Origin of the sequence: Pedobacter terrae (assembly GCF_900100705.1) — a bacterium.
Taxonomy (GTDB): Bacteria; Bacteroidota; Bacteroidia; order Sphingobacteriales; family Sphingobacteriaceae; genus Pedobacter; species Pedobacter terrae.
The window spans coordinates 460,424-481,492 of sequence record NZ_FNCH01000001.1; the positions used below are offsets into that span (position 1 = coordinate 460,424).

General features: G+C 37.0%; 20 protein-coding genes. 8 read left to right on the top strand and 12 right to left on the bottom strand.

Annotated elements, in window-relative coordinates:
- Nucleotides 1–215: 215 nt before the first annotated feature.
- Nucleotides 216–980 (bottom strand): 23S rRNA (guanosine(2251)-2'-O)-methyltransferase RlmB, encoded by a 765-nt coding sequence (rlmB, locus tag BLR60_RS01990; RefSeq protein ID WP_090496374.1) that lies wholly within the window; start codon nt 978–980, stop codon nt 216–218.
- Between the two features lie 200 nt (nt 981–1,180).
- On the opposite strand from rlmB, the gene dnaB reads away from it, so the two are divergent.
- Entirely contained in the window at nt 1,181–2,743 is a 1,563-nt protein-coding gene (gene dnaB / locus BLR60_RS01995) for a replicative DNA helicase (RefSeq protein ID WP_090496375.1), read from the top strand.
- A 271-nt stretch (nt 2,744–3,014) separates the two neighbouring features.
- Here dnaB and chrA read toward each other — a convergent pair whose 3' ends face one another.
- Both chrA and BLR60_RS02005 read right to left on the bottom strand, forming a co-directional pair.
- Entirely contained in the window at nt 3,015–4,232 is a 1,218-nt protein-coding gene (gene chrA / locus BLR60_RS02000) for a chromate efflux transporter (protein ID WP_090496376.1), read from the bottom strand.
- Nucleotides 4,233–4,268: 36 nt separating this feature from the next.
- Entirely contained in the window at nt 4,269–4,604 is a 336-nt protein-coding gene (locus BLR60_RS02005; protein ID WP_090496377.1) for a tetratricopeptide repeat protein, read from the bottom strand.
- 130 nt (nt 4,605–4,734) lie between these two features.
- On the opposite strand from BLR60_RS02005, the gene BLR60_RS02010 reads away from it, so the two are divergent.
- The 5 genes from BLR60_RS02010 (at nt 4,735) to BLR60_RS02030 (ending at nt 9,977) form a co-directional block, all read left to right on the top strand.
- A complete protein-coding gene (locus BLR60_RS02010) occupies nt 4,735–5,472 on the top strand; it encodes an electron transfer flavoprotein subunit beta/FixA family protein (protein ID WP_090496378.1) in 738 nt (245 codons plus the stop codon).
- Nucleotides 5,473–5,580: 108 nt separating this feature from the next.
- Nucleotides 5,581–6,549, top strand: a complete 969-nt coding sequence (locus BLR60_RS02015) for an electron transfer flavoprotein subunit alpha/FixB family protein (protein WP_090496702.1) — start codon at nt 5,581–5,583, stop codon at nt 6,547–6,549.
- A 100-nt stretch (nt 6,550–6,649) separates the two neighbouring features.
- Complete coding sequence (locus tag BLR60_RS02020) at nt 6,650–7,267, top strand: bifunctional nuclease family protein (RefSeq protein WP_090496379.1); 618 nt, start codon at nt 6,650–6,652, stop codon at nt 7,265–7,267.
- Nucleotides 7,268–7,452: 185 nt separating this feature from the next.
- On the top strand, nt 7,453–8,832 hold the full coding sequence (locus BLR60_RS02025) for a nucleoside permease (protein WP_090496380.1): 1,380 nt from the start codon (nt 7,453–7,455) through the stop codon (nt 8,830–8,832).
- A 17-nt stretch (nt 8,833–8,849) separates the two neighbouring features.
- Nucleotides 8,850–9,977 carry a DUF3667 domain-containing protein gene (locus BLR60_RS02030; protein WP_090496381.1) on the top strand — a complete coding sequence of 376 codons (1,128 nt, stop codon included), beginning with the start codon at nt 8,850–8,852 and terminating at the stop codon, nt 9,975–9,977.
- A gap of 70 nt (nt 9,978–10,047) precedes the next feature.
- On the opposite strand, the gene BLR60_RS02035 is transcribed toward BLR60_RS02030, so the two are convergent.
- The 8 genes from BLR60_RS02035 to BLR60_RS02070 all read right to left on the bottom strand — a co-directional run bounded on the left by BLR60_RS02035 (nt 10,048) and on the right by BLR60_RS02070 (nt 16,691).
- Complete coding sequence (locus BLR60_RS02035; protein ID WP_090496382.1) at nt 10,048–11,337, bottom strand: citrate synthase; 1,290 nt, start codon at nt 11,335–11,337, stop codon at nt 10,048–10,050.
- 133 nt (nt 11,338–11,470) lie between these two features.
- A complete protein-coding gene (locus BLR60_RS02040) occupies nt 11,471–12,001 on the bottom strand; it encodes a DUF3347 domain-containing protein (RefSeq protein WP_090496383.1) in 531 nt (176 codons plus the stop codon).
- Nucleotides 12,002–12,097: 96 nt separating this feature from the next.
- Nucleotides 12,098–12,646 (bottom strand): hypothetical protein, encoded by a 549-nt coding sequence (locus BLR60_RS02045; protein WP_090496384.1) that lies wholly within the window; start codon nt 12,644–12,646, stop codon nt 12,098–12,100.
- Nucleotides 12,647–12,796: 150 nt separating this feature from the next.
- On the bottom strand, nt 12,797–13,303 hold the full coding sequence (locus tag BLR60_RS02050) for a hypothetical protein (protein ID WP_090496385.1): 507 nt from the start codon (nt 13,301–13,303) through the stop codon (nt 12,797–12,799).
- 106 nt (nt 13,304–13,409) lie between these two features.
- Complete coding sequence (gene miaA, locus BLR60_RS02055) at nt 13,410–14,348, bottom strand: tRNA (adenosine(37)-N6)-dimethylallyltransferase MiaA (protein ID WP_090496386.1); 939 nt, start codon at nt 14,346–14,348, stop codon at nt 13,410–13,412.
- A complete protein-coding gene (locus BLR60_RS02060; protein WP_090496387.1) occupies nt 14,348–15,130 on the bottom strand; it encodes a PDDEXK family nuclease in 783 nt (260 codons plus the stop codon). The genes miaA and BLR60_RS02060 overlap by 1 nt, the downstream gene beginning before the upstream one ends.
- Nucleotides 15,131–15,181: 51 nt before the next feature.
- Nucleotides 15,182–15,544, bottom strand: coding sequence for a hypothetical protein (locus tag BLR60_RS02065; protein WP_090496388.1), 363 nt, complete (start codon nt 15,542–15,544; stop codon nt 15,182–15,184).
- Between the two features lie 52 nt (nt 15,545–15,596).
- The gene (locus tag BLR60_RS02070; protein WP_090496389.1) at nt 15,597–16,691 is read right to left on the bottom strand and encodes an MBL fold metallo-hydrolase; all 1,095 of its coding nucleotides are present in this window, start codon (nt 16,689–16,691) and stop codon (nt 15,597–15,599) included.
- A gap of 213 nt (nt 16,692–16,904) precedes the next feature.
- On the opposite strand from BLR60_RS02070, the gene BLR60_RS02075 reads away from it, so the two are divergent.
- A complete protein-coding gene (locus tag BLR60_RS02075; RefSeq protein WP_090496390.1) occupies nt 16,905–17,921 on the top strand; it encodes a LacI family DNA-binding transcriptional regulator in 1,017 nt (338 codons plus the stop codon).
- Between the two features lie 21 nt (nt 17,922–17,942).
- Here BLR60_RS02075 and BLR60_RS02080 read toward each other — a convergent pair whose 3' ends face one another.
- Nucleotides 17,943–18,878, bottom strand: coding sequence for a helix-turn-helix domain-containing protein (locus BLR60_RS02080; RefSeq protein ID WP_090496391.1), 936 nt, complete (start codon nt 18,876–18,878; stop codon nt 17,943–17,945).
- A 102-nt stretch (nt 18,879–18,980) separates the two neighbouring features.
- On the opposite strand from BLR60_RS02080, the gene BLR60_RS02085 reads away from it, so the two are divergent.
- On the top strand, nt 18,981–21,053 hold the full coding sequence (locus BLR60_RS02085) for a TonB-dependent receptor plug domain-containing protein (protein ID WP_090496392.1): 2,073 nt from the start codon (nt 18,981–18,983) through the stop codon (nt 21,051–21,053).
- The last annotated feature ends 16 nt before the right edge of the window (nt 21,054–21,069 follow it).

Sequence of the window (21,069 nt, forward strand, 5' to 3'; positions counted from 1 at the left end):
TTTAACTTTATAAAAGATCCTGAAAAAAGTACCATTGTCAGAATCCATTAGGGCGGTCGTCATTCTCGCGCAGGCGGGAATCTTAAAGCAATTGCACCCATCTCACCTTTTCCATTAAATTTTGCTGATAGATCCTGAAACAAGTTCAGGATGACGGATTTGGTTGGATATAGATAGCTGAAACGAATTCCATCATCCATCTCCCCTTTTACATCTTACATCCTCTGTCTAACTGCTTCGTATAAAATTACCCCGGCAGCTACCGAAACATTTAACGATTCGATTTTTCCGGCCATTGGTATTTTAGCCAAATGATCGGCTACCCTTAAAAGATCATTAGATATTCCTTCATCTTCTGAGCCCATTACAATTGCTGTAGGCATGGTATAATCTGGGGCATAAATAAAATCATTGGTTTTTTCGGTACAAGCTACAACTTGTAAGCCACTTTCCTGCAGAAATAAGCAGGTTTTGTGCAGGTTGGCATGGCGACAAATCGGAATGCTGAATAATGCACCTGCAGACGTTTTAATCGCATCAGCATTAATCTGTGCCGCATTTTTTAGTGGAACAACAATGGCATGAACACCTACACAGGCAGCTGTACGTGCTATGGCGCCCATATTTCTAACATCAGTTACACTATCTAAAACCAAAATTAACGGTACTTCACCTTTTTCGAAAACTGCAGGAACAATATCCTCAATATTTTGGTAGGTAATTGGAGAAATTACTGCAATTACACCCTGATGATTTTTCTGCGACATGCGGTTCAGTTTCTCCACCGGAACCGAGTTTAAGGGAATTAAAGTATCTTTTAGAAGGGCTTTGAGTTCCAGGAAAAGTTCGCCTCCCAGACCGCGTTGCTGATAAATGGTTTCAATGTCTCTTCCTGCTTTAACGGCTTCTATTACGGCCCTAATGCCAAATACAAACTCATTATTCTCTTTTGCCCGTTGCGGTCTTCTAAAATTATCCATGTTTCGAAATTGTTAGGCAAAAGTATTCAAATAAAATGTTTTAGCCCTAAACAATGTGTTCCTTATTAACATTTAATTGTTTAAAAATTTTTACGGCACCATAAATCCGATAAAATTTAATCTGATTATGCTTCAATTTGTTAACAAACAGCTAGTAACTAATTCAAACAACCGCATCAAAATTTGATTACTTTTGTGGAATGAGTATCGATAACGAACAAGGCGGAAAGAACAGTATGACTGCTAGAAAAAGCAGGTTAAGTAATACCATAAGTTCACAGGGGAAAATTCCTCCACAGGCATTGGATCTGGAAGAAGCCGTTCTTGGGGCATTAATGCTCGAAAAAGATGCACTTTCTGCTGTAATTGATGTTTTAAAACCTGAGGTTTTTTATAACATTGCCCACCAGAAAATTTTTGAAGCAATCCATATTCTATTTCAGAAATCGAAGCCGGTAGATATTTTAACCGTAACTGCCGAGTTGCGTACTTTAGGTTCTCTGGAAATGGTAGGCGGCGCTTATTACATTACGAGTTTAACCAACCGTGTTGCTTCTGCAGCGAATATAGAATTCCATGCACGTATTATTTCTCAGAAATACATTCAGCGTGAGCTGATCAGAATTTCGACCGAAATCATTACAAATGCCTACGAAGATACTACTGATATTTTCGATCTTTTAGATCAGGCGGAGAAAGGCCTTTTTGAAATTGCCCAGAATAACCTGCGTAGAGATACGCAAAAGATGGACGATATTATTAAACAGTCGTTAGCTACGCTTGAAGAACTTCGTACTAAAACTGATGGTTTAACAGGGGTGCCAACAGGTTTTACCGGATTAGATAGAATAACTGGCGGATGGCAAAAGCAAGATTTAGTTATTATTGCGGCCCGTCCGGCGATGGGAAAAACGGCTTTCGTACTAACTTGCGCAAGAAATGCCACTGTAGATTTTGCAAAACCTACTGTCGTGTTCTCGCTGGAGATGTCGTCAGTTCAGCTGGTTAATCGTTTAATTTCCGGAGAAGCAGAAATTGAGCAGGAAAAAATCAGAAAGGGAAATCTACAGGAATGGGAATGGCAGCAGTTACACAGTAAAATTGGCCGTTTAACCGAAGCTCCCCTATTAATTGATGATACGCCTGCACTGAATATCTTTGAATTCAGGGCAAAATGCCGGAGATTAAAATCGCAATACGACATCCAATTGGTAATTGTCGATTACTTGCAGTTAATGCATGGTAAAGGCGAAGGAAAAGGCGGTGGTAACCGTGAGCAGGAAATTGGTAGTATTTCAAGAGCGCTAAAATCGGTTGCTAAAGAATTAGATGTACCGGTGCTTGCCCTATCACAATTAAGTCGTGCGGTAGAGAGCAGGCCAGGTTTACAGGGAAAGCGACCAATGTTATCCGATTTACGTGAATCGGGTTCAATTGAGCAGGATGCGGATATGGTATTATTCTTGTACCGACCTGAATATTACGGCATTACCGAAGATGAGCAGGGAAGGTCGCAGGCTGGTATCGGTGAGGTGATTATTGCAAAACACCGTAACGGTGAAACCGGAATTGTACCACTTAAATTCGTGGGTAAGTTTGTGAAGTTTACGGATCTGGAAGATGATTTTAATGCGCCACCAAATTCATTTGCTGCAGATCCTTCCGCTGGAATGTATCCCTCACAGGATTTTGAAAAACAAAGCAACGTGATTATACGTCCTTCTAAAATGGACGATTATAGTGATGATGATCCACCTTTTTAATCCTCTTTATCCTCTTTGATCGTCATTTCGAGCGAAGTGCAGCTTAGTCGAGAAATCTATAACATGGTTCAAAGATTTAGTCTGTAATGGAATGGTTAACTCAATCAAACTCTTCTCATTTCAGAATCAAATTATAAAAGAATCCCTTGCAATTTTACCAATTGCAAGGGATTTTTATGCCTAAAGGCTTTTTTTACAAATCAAAAAGCAAGCCTGCATTAAAACTTGATCTGTTCAATCTGATCTGGTAATTTTAAAACAATGTTCCTGATTAAAGGATGTATCCAATAAGAATACCTGCCAATACAATAATCGGCGGACTTACTTTAGTGAAATTAAGCAATAGAAATGTAGCGAGCATAATACCCAAAAACAACCAGTTAAAGCCCATTGGTATTAGTAATAGTACAAAAGCAGCAATAATAAATCCAACACTAACGGCATTGATTCCGGAAAGACTATGGCGGATTCTGGAAATTTTTTTCAGGTCATCCCAAAAAGGTACAATAAATAGCACAAGAATTAGGCCTGGTAAATTAATCCCGATCACACCAATCAATCCGCCTAAAATCTGACCCCATAATCCATATCCAAAATTCTTCATGCTTAACGCACCTAAGTAGCTGGTAAAAGAAAACGTTGGACCAGGTAAGGCTTGCTGTAAGGCAAAACCCGATAAAAACCCGGATGAAGGCAGGTAATGTTTCATCTCTACAAACTCGGTAAACATTAAAGGAACAAGCACCTGCCCTCCTCCAAAAACCAATATCCCGTTACGGTAAAAGTTTTCGAGTAAACGGATAGGTAAACTGAAGGGAGAAGTTCTGTTTATAATTGCGCCTACCAATGCGAACAAAAGTAAAGCACCAAGAAAATAGATCAGTTTACGGGGGTTGATATTTGAAAAAAGTTTAACCCTTAATTCTGTTTCTTCTTTCGGTGTCTCAATAGCCGAAGAGATCATTCCGCCTATTAATATGGATAATGGAAATACATAGGCATTTTTTAAAACCAATGTAGCAATAACCGAGGCAATGGCCAAAAATATGGAAACCTGTGAGGATAAAACCTTTTTGCCAAGTTTCCATGCACCATAAGCTACAATGCCCAGTGCAATCGGCTGAATATATGCTAAGATATAGGTAAACTTTTGCTTTTGATCAAGCAAGGCATAACTGATTGCTGCAAAAGTCATTACAGTTGCCGTGGGCAATATCCAGATCAGGAAAGTAATAATGGCCAGTTTAAGCTTTCCAACTTTCCAGGCTATTCCAACCAGGGTTTGTGTAGATGCGGGGCCAGGGAGTACCTGGGCCAATGCATTTAACTCCAAAAGTTCCTCTTCTGAGATAAATTTGGTGCTATGAACAAAATATTTGAGTAATAAAGACAAGTGCGCCTGCGCCCCTCCAAAAGAGGTGAATGTAAAAAAAACAACATTCCTAATAAACAGCCACTGCTTTTTGGCAGCGATAGGTTTGTTTTGCATTAATTTAAACTGATAACTGTTAACTTGAAAACTGACCTAATCATCCTCATAATCCAATCCGGCAGCTGTATTATAAGCGCCCTGTAATTCAGAAAAAGCATGCATATCTCTTTTATTTCGGGCGACCTGCATTCCCTTTTGATAAATTTCGATTGCTTTCTCTTTTTGGTCGTCTTTTTCCAATAGCTTGCCTAAATGATAGTAAGTACCTACGTAATCAGGATGTTTATCGGTTAACTGAAGGTAAAAAGAATAAGCCTTTTCTTTATCATTTTGAGTGTTATACTCTGTGGCTAAGGCATATAGTATAAATGGATCGTTAGGATCGCTTTCTAAAAATTCCAATAACTTACTTAAACGGGTGGATGACATTTTATTTCCTTGCTTTTTTAATTAAATTTGCAGAAAGACCTTATATAATAATCATATCGTATATGGACTGATCAATAGTTAAACAATTTTAGTTCGAGATCGTTCATAACAATAAAACCACTATTAACATATGAAAATATTAGTTTGTATCAGTAACGTGCCAGACACAACAACAAAAATAACTTTTACTAATGATAATACCGAATTCAATACGTCAGGAGTTCAATATATTGTTAATCCGTATGATGAAATCGCTTTATCACGTGCAATTGAGTTAACGGAAGGTGGAAAAGGAACGGTAACAGTAATCAATGTTGGCGAAGCAGCTAACGATCCAACCATCAGAAAAGCATTGGCCATTGGTGCCGATGATGCGGTTAGGGTAAATGCAGCTCCCAGAGATGCTTATTTCGTGGCTAAACAAATTGCAGCATATGCAAAGGATAAAGATTTTAATCTTATTTTAACAGGTCGCGAATCAATTGATTATAATGGTAATCAGGTTGCCGCTATGGTAGGAGAATTTTTAGATATTCCTTCAGTATCTATTATCAAAAAATTAGATATCGATGGCGATAATGCAACGATAGAAAGAGAAATTGAAGGTGGTAAAGAAATTTTAACTGTTTCAGGTAAATTTATTGCCAGCTGTGCTGAAGGTGTAGCGGAACCTAAAATTCCGAATATGCGTGGTATTATGAGCGCCAGAACCAAACCATTGAATGTGGTAGATGCGGTTGATGCTGAAGCAGTAACCAAAGTAACTAAATATGAAACCCCTGCTCCGCGTGGAACCGTAAAATTAATTCCTGCAGATCAAACGGAATCATTAATTGACCTTTTACATAGCGAAGCTAAAGTAATCTAGTTACTTGGCAGGTTGCAATGTTCAGTTGCCAGTTTATAAAGAGATAATAAATAAAATTAATTCATTGTAAAATTAAATTCCCAAATGAGGGAATTTCGGGATAAAAATATGTCAGTATTAGTATATGTAGAACAAGCTGAGGGTAAATTTAAGAAATCTGTTTTTGAAGCCGTATCTTATGCCAAAGCCATTGCCGATCAACAATCAACCAATTTAACTGCTATTTCTATTGGCGATGTAGCCGACAGCGAATTGAAAGAATTGGGTAAATACGGTGCATCAAAAGTGTTGAATGTAAGTGCCGATCAATTAAAGACGTTTGTAAATCAAGCTTATGCAAGTGTTATCGCTGCAGCAGCTGAAAAAGAAGGTGCAGATATCATAATCTTATCTAATTCTTTCTCTGGTAAAGGTTTAGCTCCACGTATTGCAGTAAAACTTAAAGCAGGTTTAGCAGATGGTGCAGTAGAATTACCAAGTACTGATGGTAAATTTTCAGTTAAGAAAACAGCTTTCTCTGGTAAAGCATTTGCTATTACCGATTTAACATCAGCTAATAAAGTGATTGCTTTAAATCCTAACGCATTTGGTGTTAAAGAAAACGCTACCGATGCAACGATAGAAAACTTTACTGCAGATGTTAAACAATCAGATTTAGGAACGGTTATTAAAGAGATTGTTAGGGCAACTGATAAAGTATCATTACCTGATGCAGAATTAGTGGTTTCAGCTGGTAGAGGACTGAAAGGACCTGAAAACTGGGGTATGATCGAAGAATTAGCGGGTTTATTAGGGGCTGCTACTGCCTGTTCTAAACCGGTATCTGATGCAGACTGGAGGCCGCATTCAGAACACGTTGGTCAAACCGGTATTGCGATTAGTCCTAACCTTTACATTGCTATCGGTATCTCTGGCGCTATTCAACATTTGGCTGGTGTGAGTTCATCAAAAGTAATTGTTGTAATCAATAAAGATCCGGAAGCGCCTTTCTTTAAAGTGGCAGATTATGGTATTGTAGGCGATGCTTTTGAAGTTGTACCCAAATTAATTGAAGCATTAAAAGCACATAAAGGATAGTATATTATAGACCTTATAGGTTTTTAAACGGCGTAGCCCTCAATGAGGCCGTTGAAAACGTAAATACTCCGAATTAAACCTATAAGGTCTTACCACAAATATGAAAAAAGTTAAATTAGATATTGTAGGTTTATCTTACAGCCAGACCCAATCTGGTGCTTATGCCCTGGTTTTAGGAGAAGTAAACGGACGCCGGCGCTTACCGATTATTATCGGTGCATTTGAAGCTCAGGCTATAGCGATAGAAATTGAGAAGATGACCCCTAGCAGGCCATTAACACACGATTTATTCAAATCAATGGCTGATACTTTTCATATCAATATCAAAGAAATTATCATATACAATTTGGTTGACGGTGTTTTTTACGCAAAATTAATTTGTAGCGATGGTAAAAATACACATGAAGTTGATGCCAGAACATCTGATGCTATTGCTTTGGCTGTTCGGTTTAATGCCTTGATTTACACTTACGAATTTATTTTGGCTTCTGCAGGAATTGTGATAGAGGGTAATGACTTTCTTTTCCTCGAAAATATGGATTCTATTGCAAAAGAACCTGAATCCGATAACTTACCAAGTTCAACAAACCAGCAACCGGGCTTCGGTGATTTAACATTGGAAGAACTTCAACAAAAATTACACGATGCTATTGCCGAGGAAGCTTATGAAAAGGCAGCAAGGTTGAGAGATGAATTGAATAAACGCAGTAAATCTTAAGATCAGCATATCTTAGGTGTTATCCTGTTAAAATCGCCCCTAATTTTTTCTCCAATCACATTTGTAAAAGCTAAATTCTAAAACGAGCCAGATTATTTAAAATAATTTAGGCTCATTTTGGATTATCATTCAAAATAGTTCTATATTCAGCTTTTACTTTCAATCATTCAAACTAAAATATTATTATGAATGTTAAGTTTCGCTTAACGATAATGAGTTTCATGCAATTCTTTGTGTGGGCTGCCTGGTTAATTACAATTGCAAATTATTGGTTTGGAACAAAGCAATGGGACGGGGCAGACTTTGGAATCATTTTCTCTACAATGGGTATTGCGTCGCTATTTATGCCTACCATAACCGGAATTTTAGCCGATAAGTGGATAAATGCAGAAAAACTTTATGCCATTTTGCATCTTCTATATGCGGCAACCATGTTCTACCTGCCTCAGGTGAATGATCCACATACTTTTTTCTGGGTAATACTGGTAGCCATGTGTTTTTACATGCCAACCATAGCCTTAAGCAATTCGATAAGTTACACCACTTTAAAAAACGGTAATTTCGATGTGATCAAAGACTTTCCGCCCATTAGGGTTTGGGGTACCATTGGTTTTATTGCGGCCATGTGGATTACCAATTTAACCGGTAATAAAGCTAGCGCCAACCAGTTCTACATTGCAGGCATAAGCGCCTTATTATTGGGCGTATACTCCTTTACATTACCAGCTTGTAAGCCTTTAAACTTAATTAGCGATAAGAAAACATTTGCGCAAAAACTTGGGCTTGAATCTTTTAAGCTTTTTGCCGATTACAAAATGGCTTTATTTTTTATCTTTTCCATGTTTTTAGGTGCTGCATTACAGTTAACCAATGCTTATGGAGATGTTTTCCTGGATGAATTTAAATTATTTCCTGTTTTTGCAGAGTCATTTGTAATAAAATATTCTACGATCATCTTATCAATTTCGCAAGTTTCTGAAACGCTTTTTATTCTGGCCATTCCTTTCTTTTTGAAAAGATTTGGTATTAAATGGGTTATTGCCATTGCCATGTTTGCCTGGGTACTTCGTTTTGGTTTATTTGCCTACGGAGATCCATCAACAAACCTTTGGATGATTATCACATCATGTATCGTGTATGGAATGGCATTCGATTTCTTTAACATCTCGGGATCGCTATTTGTAGAGACATCAACAGCACCGAAAATACGCTCCTCTGCACAGGGTTTATTTATGATGATGACTAATGGCTTCGGTGCCGTATTTGGTAGTTTGGTTTCAGGCTGGATGATTAGCCGTTTCTTTACCACTTATTACCATACTATTGGTTCGCTCTCTAAATATGTTAAAAGTGATGCAGACAATGTACACCTGCTCAAATTTCTTAAAAATAAAGGAATAGATGTATTGCCAAACGGCGATTTGAGCAGGGCTTTGGATGTAAAAGACTGGCATAACATCTGGCTAACTTTTACCATTTATGTACTGGTTATTGCCATTGTTTTTGTGGTGATATTTAAACATAAACATACCCGGGCAGAAGTAGAAGCCATTAACCATTTATAATTTGCGATTAACCTCTTATGTCAGCTGGTAAATATAGAAAAGAACACAATTGCTTAAACTGCGGTGCTCATGTTGAGAAACATTATTGCAGCGATTGCGGTCAGCCAAATTTAGAATTAAAAGAAAGTTTCTGGGCTTTTATTAGCCATAGTATTGCACATTACTTTCATTTTGACAATAAGTTTTTTCAAACGCTTGCCCCGCTCCTAACCAAACCCGGTCAGGTTACACTCGATTATTTAGCAGGCAAAAGAGCACGGTACATTAATCCGGTAAGCATGTACATTTTCGTATCAATTGTTTACTTTTTAGTGGCTTATTCGCCAGAACATGTTGAAAGAGAAAATAAGCACAAGCCTGTTACTGCTGCTCAATCTCAAAAAAGAAAAGCCACACTTGATAGTGTACAAAAAGTACTTAAAGATGCTGGAATAGTTAACACTGGCACTGGCATAATTAACAAAACCACATCTAAAATCACTGAAGATTTTGATCGTGAAGATTTTAAAAGTTTAAGTTTTAAAGATCAGACGATTACTTTGGATAACCTTAAAAAGCATAATAAAGCTAAAAAATCAGATTCGCTAACTGAAGTAATTTCAAAATTTAGTAAAATTCATGATGACCGTAACGACAGTACATATGCGGCATATTTAGCGAGACAAAAAATACTTCAACCTCAGGATAAGGATAATTGGTTTGACAGGTTGATAAAAAAACGTGCCATTACAATTGGGGAGAAATCAGAGGTTATTCAAGAAACTTTGGAGCATAACCGTCCAAAACAATACTTTTTGCTGATGCCACTCCTGGCATTGTTTATCATGTGGAATTTTAGAAGAAATCATATCTATTACCTTGATCACTTGATATTTACAATACACGGGATGACTGCTTATTTCATTGTATCAATATTAACAAGGCCATTTATTAAGTATGTTTTTGGAACCGAAGGTATAATGTTTACCATTATAAAATTTGGCGTATTTGCTTGGATTTGCTGGTATATGTTTAACGCTTTAAAAGTATTTTATCAACGTAAAAAGGTTATAGGCAAAATGTTCTTGATTGTCATCCTTTATTACGTGTCACTTAAACTTACAGAAATGGTTATGCTAAATTTAATTTATTACGTGGCCACCTAGATGAAACTATAAGACATAAAAAAAGCTTCAGAAATTTCTGAAGCTTTTTTTATGAATTTGTGAATATAAATTATTTCCTGTCTTTAAGCTCAACAAATTCCCTATCGGTTTCGCCAACGTAAATCTGACGTGGACGGCCTATTGGCTCCTTATTTTCGTGCATTTCTTTCCATTGTGCAATCCATCCAGGTAAACGGCCTAAAGCAAACAGAACGGTAAACATTTCAGATGGAAAACCTAATGCGCGGTAAATAATACCCGAATAGAAATCTACATTCGGATATAACTTACGGTCGATGAAATATTGATCAGTTAACGCTGCTTCTTCTAATTTTTTAGCAATTTCTAAAATCGGATCATCAATACCTAAGTTTTCTAAAATATCATCGCAAGCTTTTTTAATGATTTTAGCTCTTGGATCGAAGTTTTTGTAAACCCTGTGTCCAAAGCCCATCATGCGGAATGGATCATTTTTATCTTTCGCTTTTGCAATCCACTTCTCCGTATCGCCGCCGTCAGCTTTAATCAATTCAAGCATATCAATTACCGCCTGGTTAGCACCACCATGCAATGGTCCCCACAAAGCTGCAATACCAGCAGCAATTGAAGCATATAAATTACAATCAGAAGAACCTACAATTCGAACTGTAGATGCTGAACAGTTTTGCTCGTGGTCTGCATGCAGAATTAGCAATTTGTTCATCGCATTAACAACAATTGGGTTCACATCATAATCTTCTGTACGTTGCCCAAATGTCATCCAAAGAAAATTGGTTACATAGTCATATTTATTTTTTGGATAAATAAGAGGGTGACCCAATGATTTTTTATAAACGAAAGAAACAATGGTTGGGAATTTAGCCAGGAGTTTAATAATGGTTAAATTCTGCTCTTCTGCCGTTTGATTTGGTTTTAAACATTCCGGATAGAATGTAGATAATGAGAAGATCAGTGAGCCCAGTTGACCCATAGGGTGAGATCTTGATGGATAACCATCAAAAAACTTCTTCATATCCTCATGAATCAGCGTATGCTGACTGATATCAGCCTGTAAATCTTCCAGTTGCTGCTGCGTCGGAAGATCACCGTAAATGATCAGATAAATTACTTCTAAAAAACTCGACTTAGCCGCAAGTTCTTCAATAGAATATCCCCTGTATTTTAAAATGCCTTTTTCACCATCTAAAAAAGTGATTTTACTTTTTGTAGAACCAGTATTTTTAAAACCAGTATCTAAAGTTACGAAGCCTGTTAAATCTCTTAATTTAGAAATATCAATGGCCTTTTCATCTTCTGTTCCTGTTATTACTGGCAATTCTACTGTCTTACCATCAACTTTTATCTCTGCAATATCTGACATATTATTGTATTGTGTTTATAGCTTTCTAAATTATATAAAATTAATATACATGCATAACAAATCTGTTAAATTAATATGAATAATTGGTCAAAATGAAGTAACAATCATGCTTAATTTAACTGATGTTCAGCAGTTATTTTGCTTTAATTTCTTCGGCAACTCTACCGCATTCCAACATCTCATTACCATAATAAGGGTTTTTAATTTCCTTTTCTGTTGATAGCCAGTCTCCTCCATCTCCTTTATTCGCCATTGGGCAATGTTGAACATATATTGTGCCTTTTTCTATTTCTGCATTTTTTAGTAAAGCGATGATATCGGCACTTAAAACGGTGAAATCTTTACGTTGTACAACCAGGTTATTACTTGATGCAATTTTTTGAGCTATTTCTGCAGTTGGTTCACAACCCTCATAAGCAGCTAAACTGTTTTTTAATACGGCAGCAGTTTTTTGCGCGCTTGCAGCATCAGATTTTACCAGCGCATTTTTTAAATCTACATAATTTGTAAATATGGCTAGTTTCTTTTCGTCTTTTATCGAAACCTCATTTTTAACAGATGCAGCATCAGTTTTGGTGGAGTCTTTGGTTTCTGTAGATTTTTTCTCTGCCTGACTGCAGGCCATTAAAGTAGTAAGTATGGCTATCCCGAATATTTTTTTCATGGTATTTGGTTTTCGGTTCAAAATAGCAATTAATATGGTAAATAAACAAAAAAGTCCCAATTTTCATCGGGACTCTAAGATTATATGATGTTTGAATTATAATTTAAAATTGTAAGCCAATCTTAATGCATACTGGCCTGTTTTTCTAAAATAGGTTGCTGACGAACTATCGTTTACATAACCTTCATATCTAACACCAGCATCAAAACCGCCGAACTCATAACCTAAACCACCGGAATAGATAAAGTTCGTTTTGCCACCATCTTTTATAGCAAAGCCTGCACCAGCTTCTGTTGCCAAATACATTCTTTTAATTGGGAATACTTTAACACCGCCTTTAGCAGGAATAAAATCAACATCAATAGCATTATTTTTTGCCATTAATTTGGTGTAACCACCTGAAGCAGTAAGGGCAACATATGGCGTTAAATCCCACTGCAATTTTAAATCAGCTCCATAAGCATAATCCATTGGTGATTGATCACGAAAGAGTCCACCGTTAACACCAACTCCAATTTTAAAAGCCATTCCTTTCGGAGCCGGATTTGGATCAGTTTCTGTCATGGTTTGCGCTTTTAATGTAGTAGTTGCAAACACGGCTACAGCAGTGGCTGCTGTAGCGAAAATTTTAGTAATCGTTTTCATATTCGATAAAATTAAGTTAATACTAAGGTTTTGATAGATATACGTAATATGATTTCATTCGGATTTACTAATTTTCATTTTTTTCAGAAATAATAATAAATAAAAAAAGCCCCAGCGATAGCTGGAGCTTTAAGTATAAGGTAAGTGATCTTACAAACTAAATCCGTAAGCTAAACGAATACCCGCAAATCCCATACTTCCATTATTTGAATAACCCTCATATTTAGCAGCTAGATCTAAGCCATTGCTCCATGAATATCCAATAGCAGGAGAATAAACAAACGAAGTTCCCGAACCTTTTTCGGTTCCAAATCCAGCGCCAAGTTCAGCTAATCCATAAGCACCAGAGCCTGAATCGTTAAAGAAATATTTAGCGCCAGCTTTTACAGGGATAATTCCAAAACTTCCACCACCATAAGAGTCTTTTCTAGAAAAGTTATTATAACCCGCAGTTACAGGAATTGATAATTGTTTGTCAACATTAAATTGGTATCTGATATCGCCACCAATAACCAAACCTACGCCAGTTGTTGTTCCAGCCCCTACATTAAGTCCTATACCTAAATTTCTAGGAGCTGTTTGAGCATTAGCATTTGTAGTAAAGAGTAAAGCCACGACAGCTGCTGAAGTAGCAATGATTTTAGTAATTGTTTTCATTTTAAGCTATTATTTTTGAGTTAAATTATATGCTTCAACAAATACAAAGGTTGTGCCAAAACGGCTTTTTTGATGTAATTTAGGGGATAAGTTATCTTAAAATGACCTATCTTGTTAAATTTTCATTAACTGAAACTTTTTCAAGGATTTTCTGTTTTAGAAGGTTTGTCGATTCAGATGCATCAAGCCAAATAATCTCTACACTGTCCTTTTCCATTTTTCTAAAGAAGGTATTTTGTCTTTTTGCGAACTGACAAATGGCGGTGCCAAGTTTTAATTTTAACTCTTCAAAGGTTGATAATCCATCAAGGTAATTCACAATAAATTTGTATTCCAGTCCGTAGAAGATTAATATATCTTTACTAATGCCCTCTTTCAGTAATTCCATTACCTCTTCTATTAAGCCGGCTTTGAATCTTTCGTCCAGTCTGTTTAGAATTTTAGCCCTGGTTACTTCAACTTCATTCTTCAACCCGAAAATAACCGGTTTAAGCACTGGTCGGTCTACAGTTTCCAATGTGTGATCTTTTAAATAATCTGCTATTTCTAAGGCCCGGATCAATCGTTTTTTTGATGATAGATCAACATGATCAGTACTTGGGCTCTCCATACTTTGCAAAGTTAAAATCAACTCTTCCTTTGATAATAAATCTAACTGATCTCTCAAGGGTTGATTGACGGGAACTGCAGTATATGGCTGACGCTGCAAGAGGCTGTGGATATACATGCCTGTTCCGCCACAAAGGATGGGCATGCTTTTTTTTTGCGTTATGGATTCGAATGCCTGGTAGAAATCGTTTTTAAAAGCATCTACATGATAACGTTCGCCAGGTGGTAAAATATCAATTAAATGATGTGGAATGGTTTTGCCATTGATATGGTACTCTTGCAGATCTTTGCCGGTGCCAATGTCCATTTGTTTAAATACCTGACGGCTATCTGCACTAATAATTTCTCCATTTAAAGCATCCGCTACGCTTACAGCCAGTTTGGTTTTCCCGGAAGCGGTGGCTCCTAAAATGATGATAAGATTATGCTGATCCATTAAAATTGGAGAATAAATTTTAAACTTCCTGTATTAAACACCTCCTGTGCAAAAGCCTCATCAGCTTTTTTTAGCTGGCGGGTGAGATTTTCATCCAGCACATAAATCTGCGGTTCCAAAACGGCCGTTTGCATAAAACCTAATTTAATATAGGCCTCTCCTGCCGACCAGTCGCGATCTGCATAAGTCATCAAGTCGTTAGGTTGATATGTCACTGCAAAAAAAGAAATGAGTTTACTTAATCCACCCGTAATGGAATAACCCGCTTTAACTGCAAACCTGATCAATTCTGCAGATTTGTAATTTTCGGTATGGTTCATTTTGCGTAATGCCGAAAAAGTTGCAACAGCTACCAGTTGATCTTTTTCAAACAAACCAATTTTGTAACGGCTGCTAACAGTGCCCTGCAAATGATTTTCAATTAAAAAAGTATCGGCAACTGGTTTGGTAATTTTTGCTATTCTGGTTTTTCTACCGTGAATGCGGCTATTTTTGCCAAGCAAAGATTTTATTCTTGCTAATACCTGATCTGGTTTTGCTAACCACAGGTCTTCCCAAAGGTGAATAAGTTTTAAGCCTTTTTGATAATGTCTTTCTTGCAGTTCAATAAGGTCTTGTGGAATAAAGCTGTTTTTTAAACAAACCAGATGGATGATGAGTTGATGATCAATCCGCAATAACCGAAATCCGGCTTCTGTAAAAAAAAAGCACCCAATTTTATGATCAGCAAGAGCCAAGCTAAATTGATGGTGCCAGTTATTTTCAAAAGTTAAATTATTCAATCAGTAGAATGTTATTCAGAAATATCTACTGCAAATTTAACCATCAGATTGTTAAATCCATTCTTTTTCTTTAAAGTTCGTATGGATAATCTCGATTAAAGTTTCTACTTCCTTTAACTTTTCATCATCAAGTGCCGAAATTTTTAACCCCGCTTTCTTATCGCCAAAATCGGATAGATGATGGTTTTCTGCAGAAAATTCATCTGTATTGATTTTAACTTCCACTGCATCCCCGTTGATATAAACACCTGCAAAAAAACGCTCAGTTATTTTTTCTCCGCTTAATTCAATATTTTTTTCACTATACAGATCGTATCCGTTTTCCGAATTTTCGTGCACCGTATATCCGCGGGTGGCATAGGGTTGTAATCCGGCTCTAATGGTCTGAAAAATTTCTACAAGATCGGTTTTCATAATGGTATTTGATTTTGATATTAAACACGCCAGTACAGTTATTGTTTAGTTTTTATTCTTTTAGCCACCAATTTTCAGTCGGTAAATATTCGTTCAAAATAATGGTTTCGCCCAATTTTGGGGTAACCAATGGAAGCTGTTTTGCCGCTGCAGCTAAAACCACCCTTTTAACAGGTTCGTTCCAGGGGTGCATGGCTAAGCTAAATTTACCCCAATGCACCGGCATTAAAATTTTCGCTTTTAAATCAATTGCAGCCTGTACCGTTTCTTCAGGAAACATATGGATATATGGCCAATAAGCATTGTACTGTCCGCATTCAATTAAGGCTAAATCAAAAGGACCGTGCTCCTCACCTATTTTGGCAAAGTGTGTATCATAACCAGAATCGCCGCCCAAAAAAAGTCGGAAATTATCAGTTTTTAATACGAAGGCCGACCAAAGTGTCTGATTCCTTTTAAACTTTCTCCCGGTAAAGTGCCTGGCTGGAACTGCTGTTAAATGCAGATTGTTAAACAATGTTATTGATTCGTTCCAGCTCAGTTCACTTATCTTTTCTCTATTAATTTTCCAATGCTCCAGATGTGAACCTACGCCAAGAGAGGTAACGATGCTTTTAACTTGTGGTGAAATTTTTAAAATACTCTCATAATCCAAATGATCATAATGATCATGGGTGATGATGAGGACATCTATATTTTTAAATTCTTCAGCCTTCACAATATTTGTACCCAAAAAAGCCTTACTTCCGATAAATGAAAATGGAGAAGGGGTTTTGCTGAATATAGGATCAACCAGGATCCTTCGACCGTTTATTTTAATCAGGTAAGATGAATGTCCAAACCAGATAATTTCAGGTGCATTTCCCTTCGGACCGCCATTTATGTTAGGTGAAATGCATGGAAGCGCTTTACCTGGAGCCTTGTTTGGATGTTTTTCGAAAAAGAAAGCATTTAAGATTTTAAAAAAGCTTACACCTTCTGGCTGCATTAAGGTTATTGACTCGTTTTGCAGGGCACCATCGCGATAATTACTGAGGTTGCGGATTTTTTCTAGCCGTAATCCCTTAGGCAAACGCCCAAAAACCGGAAGATTGGTTATAATGAGGAATGCGATGACTATAAAAAGTAAAATGTATATGATGATCATTTTTGAATTAAAAGCAGCCAAAATATGAATATGATTTTAAAAATGAAGTCGCCGCTGTATATATGACGTGTGGATTACAGGTTGAGGATGAACTCTTCCCATTCTTTGTCAAACAAGGCTTATGAAAGAAAGTAAAAAAACAACGCAAACGTTTGATTAATTTTGTATCATTTTATATTGAAGCAATTTTAATGTAGTAGTTTAGTAGGCATCATGCAGTCGAAACCAACAACCATCAAAGAAATAGCCAAAATCTTAAATATTTCTCCATCCAGTGTTTCAAGGGGACTGCACGATCATCCGAGCATTGGTGCGGTTACCAGAGATAAAATTAAGCAGCTGGCCAAATCGCTAAACTACGAGCCTAACAAGGCAGCCATTCTTTTTCAAAAAGGAAAAACCTATACCATTGGCGTAATTTTACCAGAGCTATCAGAACACTTTTTTTCCATCGCAATTTCTGCGATTGAAGATGAAGCGATCAAGAAAAATTATACAGTAATTTTTGCCCAGTCGCACGATCGTTATGAGCAGGAAGTAAAGCTTGTTGAAAAAATGAAGAATCAACGTGTTGATGGTTTATTGGTATCCATCAGTAAAGACACTTCTAATTTTGATCATTTCGAAACACTCAATTCTTTTAATATACCGGTTGTATTTTTTGATCGGATACCACCGTTTAAGAATGTGCATTACGTTGCCTGTAGCTTAGAAACTGCAACAGTTAAGGCAGTTACCTATCTTTTAAGGAAAGGACACCGGAGCATAGGAATGATTAACGGGCCCAATACTTTATATGCGAGTGATGAGCGCAAAGATGGCTATAAACTGGCCATTACCTCTAACCGCTTAAAATTCGATCCATCATTGATCTTAAATTGCGATTTGACTGAACAGGGTACCATAGATGCAGCCGAAAAGTTTTTAAACCATAAAAGAAAACCGACGGCTATCGTCGCCTTTAATGATTATGTGGCGCTATTTCTGATCAAATACCTCAAAAAGCTAGATATAATTCACAATTTTGATATTGTGAGTTATGCAAATTTGCCTATCATCGGTTATTTGGATCATTCACCTATAGCATCGGTAGAGCAATATCCGTATTTGCAGGGTCAGAAGGCTACAAATATTCTATTGGATCTTATTCATAGCCCTAATGTTAAACACCAGGCCTATTACAATACGATTGTAGATGCCGATCTGATTATAAATGATGTAAGAGGATAGACAAACGTTTGTGCTGCATTTTTAGGTTTTGTTTAAACTTCCTGGTAAAATATGATATTGCTTTTTAAAAGCGGTAATGAAATGTTGCGCATTTTTATAGCCTACCAAAAAAGAAACTTCATTTACCGTTTTCTTTTCTTTGGATAGCAGATGGTGGGCTTTTTCCATTCTGATTTTATACAGGTACCCAAATACCGTATGTCCGGTTAGTTCTTTAAAACCTATTTTAAGCTTATAATCATTAATCCCTACTTTACGGGATAACGCTATTAAAGAATTCGGTTTTTGTAAATCGCCCTCCACCAATTGTTTGGCTAGCATAATTTTTTCTATATCATCTTCTTTTATTACGCGCGTTTCCTTTTTTAGTAGTTGATTAAAATATGCAATGATCAAGTCGAATATTCTGGCTTCCAGAAATAGGCGTTTTATCCTCCCCTCGTACCTGGGCTGGATGATTTGCTGCAATACCAATCCGATTTCCGGTTTAATTGATTTTTGGATTGCCGTTTTGATATTGTAAATAGGTTCTTTGCCTGTTACCCGGCAAAAATACTGCTCTGTGAGCTGTATGTAAACGTATCTCGTTTTTTCTTTTATATTAAATATAATAGAATTAAACCGACCCACATTAAAATCCTGCTCATTTTTAACCAGCGATAAAAAATTAGATTGTCTATCGCTATTACAGTAACTCATCGCACCGCTCAAACAAAATAAAAGACCGATATGCTGTGGAGAAGATTCAAAGAAAAAGCGCTGATCCATTTGAGGATCAATCTCGGCAATGGTAATATGAACCCCACTAAACCATTTTAGGATTATCTTTAAACTGAAACGATCTGTAGCGAGTTCCGTTACCGTTTCTTCTACATCTTTAACCCCATTAAAATTTTCAAGGTATTTATACTCATAAATAACTTTTCGTTTCGGGTACGTTGAGAGTTTAATTTCCATATTTATTTAATCCGTTTAGCGGTATTAATTATCCGTTTAACGTTATCTGCTATTAGTGATTATCTACAAATTTGCATAATTATTTATAATTAGTCTAAATAAATGAAAACATATTTGTCAATCGCTTTATCACTTTATGGATTTATTGCTGTCGCTCAGGAAACTAAAGTGGATACAACGAAGGCAAATGATTTAAAAGATGTGGTAATTACCGGGCAGTACGGTCCACAGACCTTAAGAAATTCGGTGTACAATGTGAGAATGATCAGTGCAGAACAAATTAGTTTAAGGGCAGCAAGCAATGTACAACAGATTTTAAATACCGAACTCGGTTTTCGGTTTAGCAATGATTTAACCTTAGGTACAACTGATGTTTCTTTAATGGGGATGACGGGCAGAAATGTAAAAATACTTTTAGATGGCGTACCCATGGTAGATAGATCAGATACACGGGAAAGTTTAAATCAGATAGATATTAATACGATTGAACGCATTGAGATTGTAGAAGGACCAATGTCTGTAGTGTATGGAGCTGATGCATTGGCCGGTGTAATCAATATCATTACCAAAAATCCGGGTAAACAGTTCTTAAATTTATCAGCACGGGTTCAGGAAGAGACTGCAGGCAAAGAGTATGAAGTTTTATCAGGAAAGGGAAATCATCTGCAGCACATCACTGCCAATTGGAAGAACAACAATTGGAGTTTGCTGGCAGGTTTTACCCATAATGATTTTGGTGGCTGGAATGTAGCAGACAAAAAGGCTACCATACAAGAAGTTGCCGCAGTTACCAACCGGTGGAAACCAAAAGAACAATATCTGGCCAATACTAGAATAGGTTACCGCCGTCATCATTTCAGCATTTGGTATCGTTTGGATGGACTGACGGAAGATATTGATGTGCGGGCTGGTTTAAACCCGAATAGTTATAAGGGATTGCTACAAACTTATCGCACAAACCGCTATACCCAACAGCTTCAATCCGCATATAAAATCAGCAATAAACTGCAGCTGTCGGCTATTGCAGGCTTTACCAAACTCGATCGTGCCACTAAAACGGTTATCCACGATTTTACCAATAATACAGAAGTATTATCAAATGGTGCAGGCGAACAGGATATTGCCAGGTTTAATTCTGCCATTTTTAGGGGAACAGCAGTTTATATCTTAAATAATTTGGTATCATTTCAACCGGGTTTCGAATATAATCGTGATGCTGCCAGCGGACAAAGAATAAGTGGTTCGCCTGTAATTAATGATTATGCCGCTTTTGTTACAGCTGAAATTAAATTGGGGGAGATAATAAACATCAGACCGGGATTGCGATTTATCAAAAACTCCGTTTACGATGCACCTCCGGTAATTCCATCACTAAATGCGAAATTGATGTTAACCAAGAACCTTGATCTGCGTTTGGCTTATGCGAAAGGTTTTCGTTCACCAGCCTTGAGGGAATTGTATTATGATTTTGTAGATGCCAGTCATAATATTTGGGGCAATCCCAATTTAAAAGCAGAAGAATCGAACAGTTTTAATGGCTCTTTGGTGTGGACAGGCGCTCGCGACCAGCGTGTCGAATTCCGCACTACTTTAACCGGATTTTATAACCTGGTTAAGAATAGGATTGATTTTGGCTTATCTCCTACTAATAATTCCATAACCACTCTAATCAATGTGTCTAAGTACAAAACCGCAGGTGGCACTTTGGATAATGCGCTCACTTTTAGAAAAAGTTTGCAGGTTTCGCTTGGGCTATCCTATATCGGCAGATATAATGAGTTAAGCGAGAACGATCACCTACAAACGCCTGAATTCGCCTGGGCTACAGAAGTAAATTCGAATGTTACTTATACTTTTCCAAAGATTAGCGGAAGTATCAGCTTATTTTACAAATATACAGGTAGCTTACCAAGCTATCAGCTTTCTACAGAAAACAATGCCTCTACGGCAAAACTAGTAAAAATTGGTTCTTTCCATACAGCAGATTTAATGCTGAACAAAAACCTGTTTAAATTTTTAACCATTAATGCAGGTATTAAAAACCTATTTAATGTTACACAATTAACCAACGGTTCAACCGCAACTGGTGGGGCACATAGTACGGGTGGTGATGTTCCATATAGTTATGGTCGATCGTATGTGCTTGGGCTAACCTATAACTGGAATAAACTTTAACCATAATAACATAATT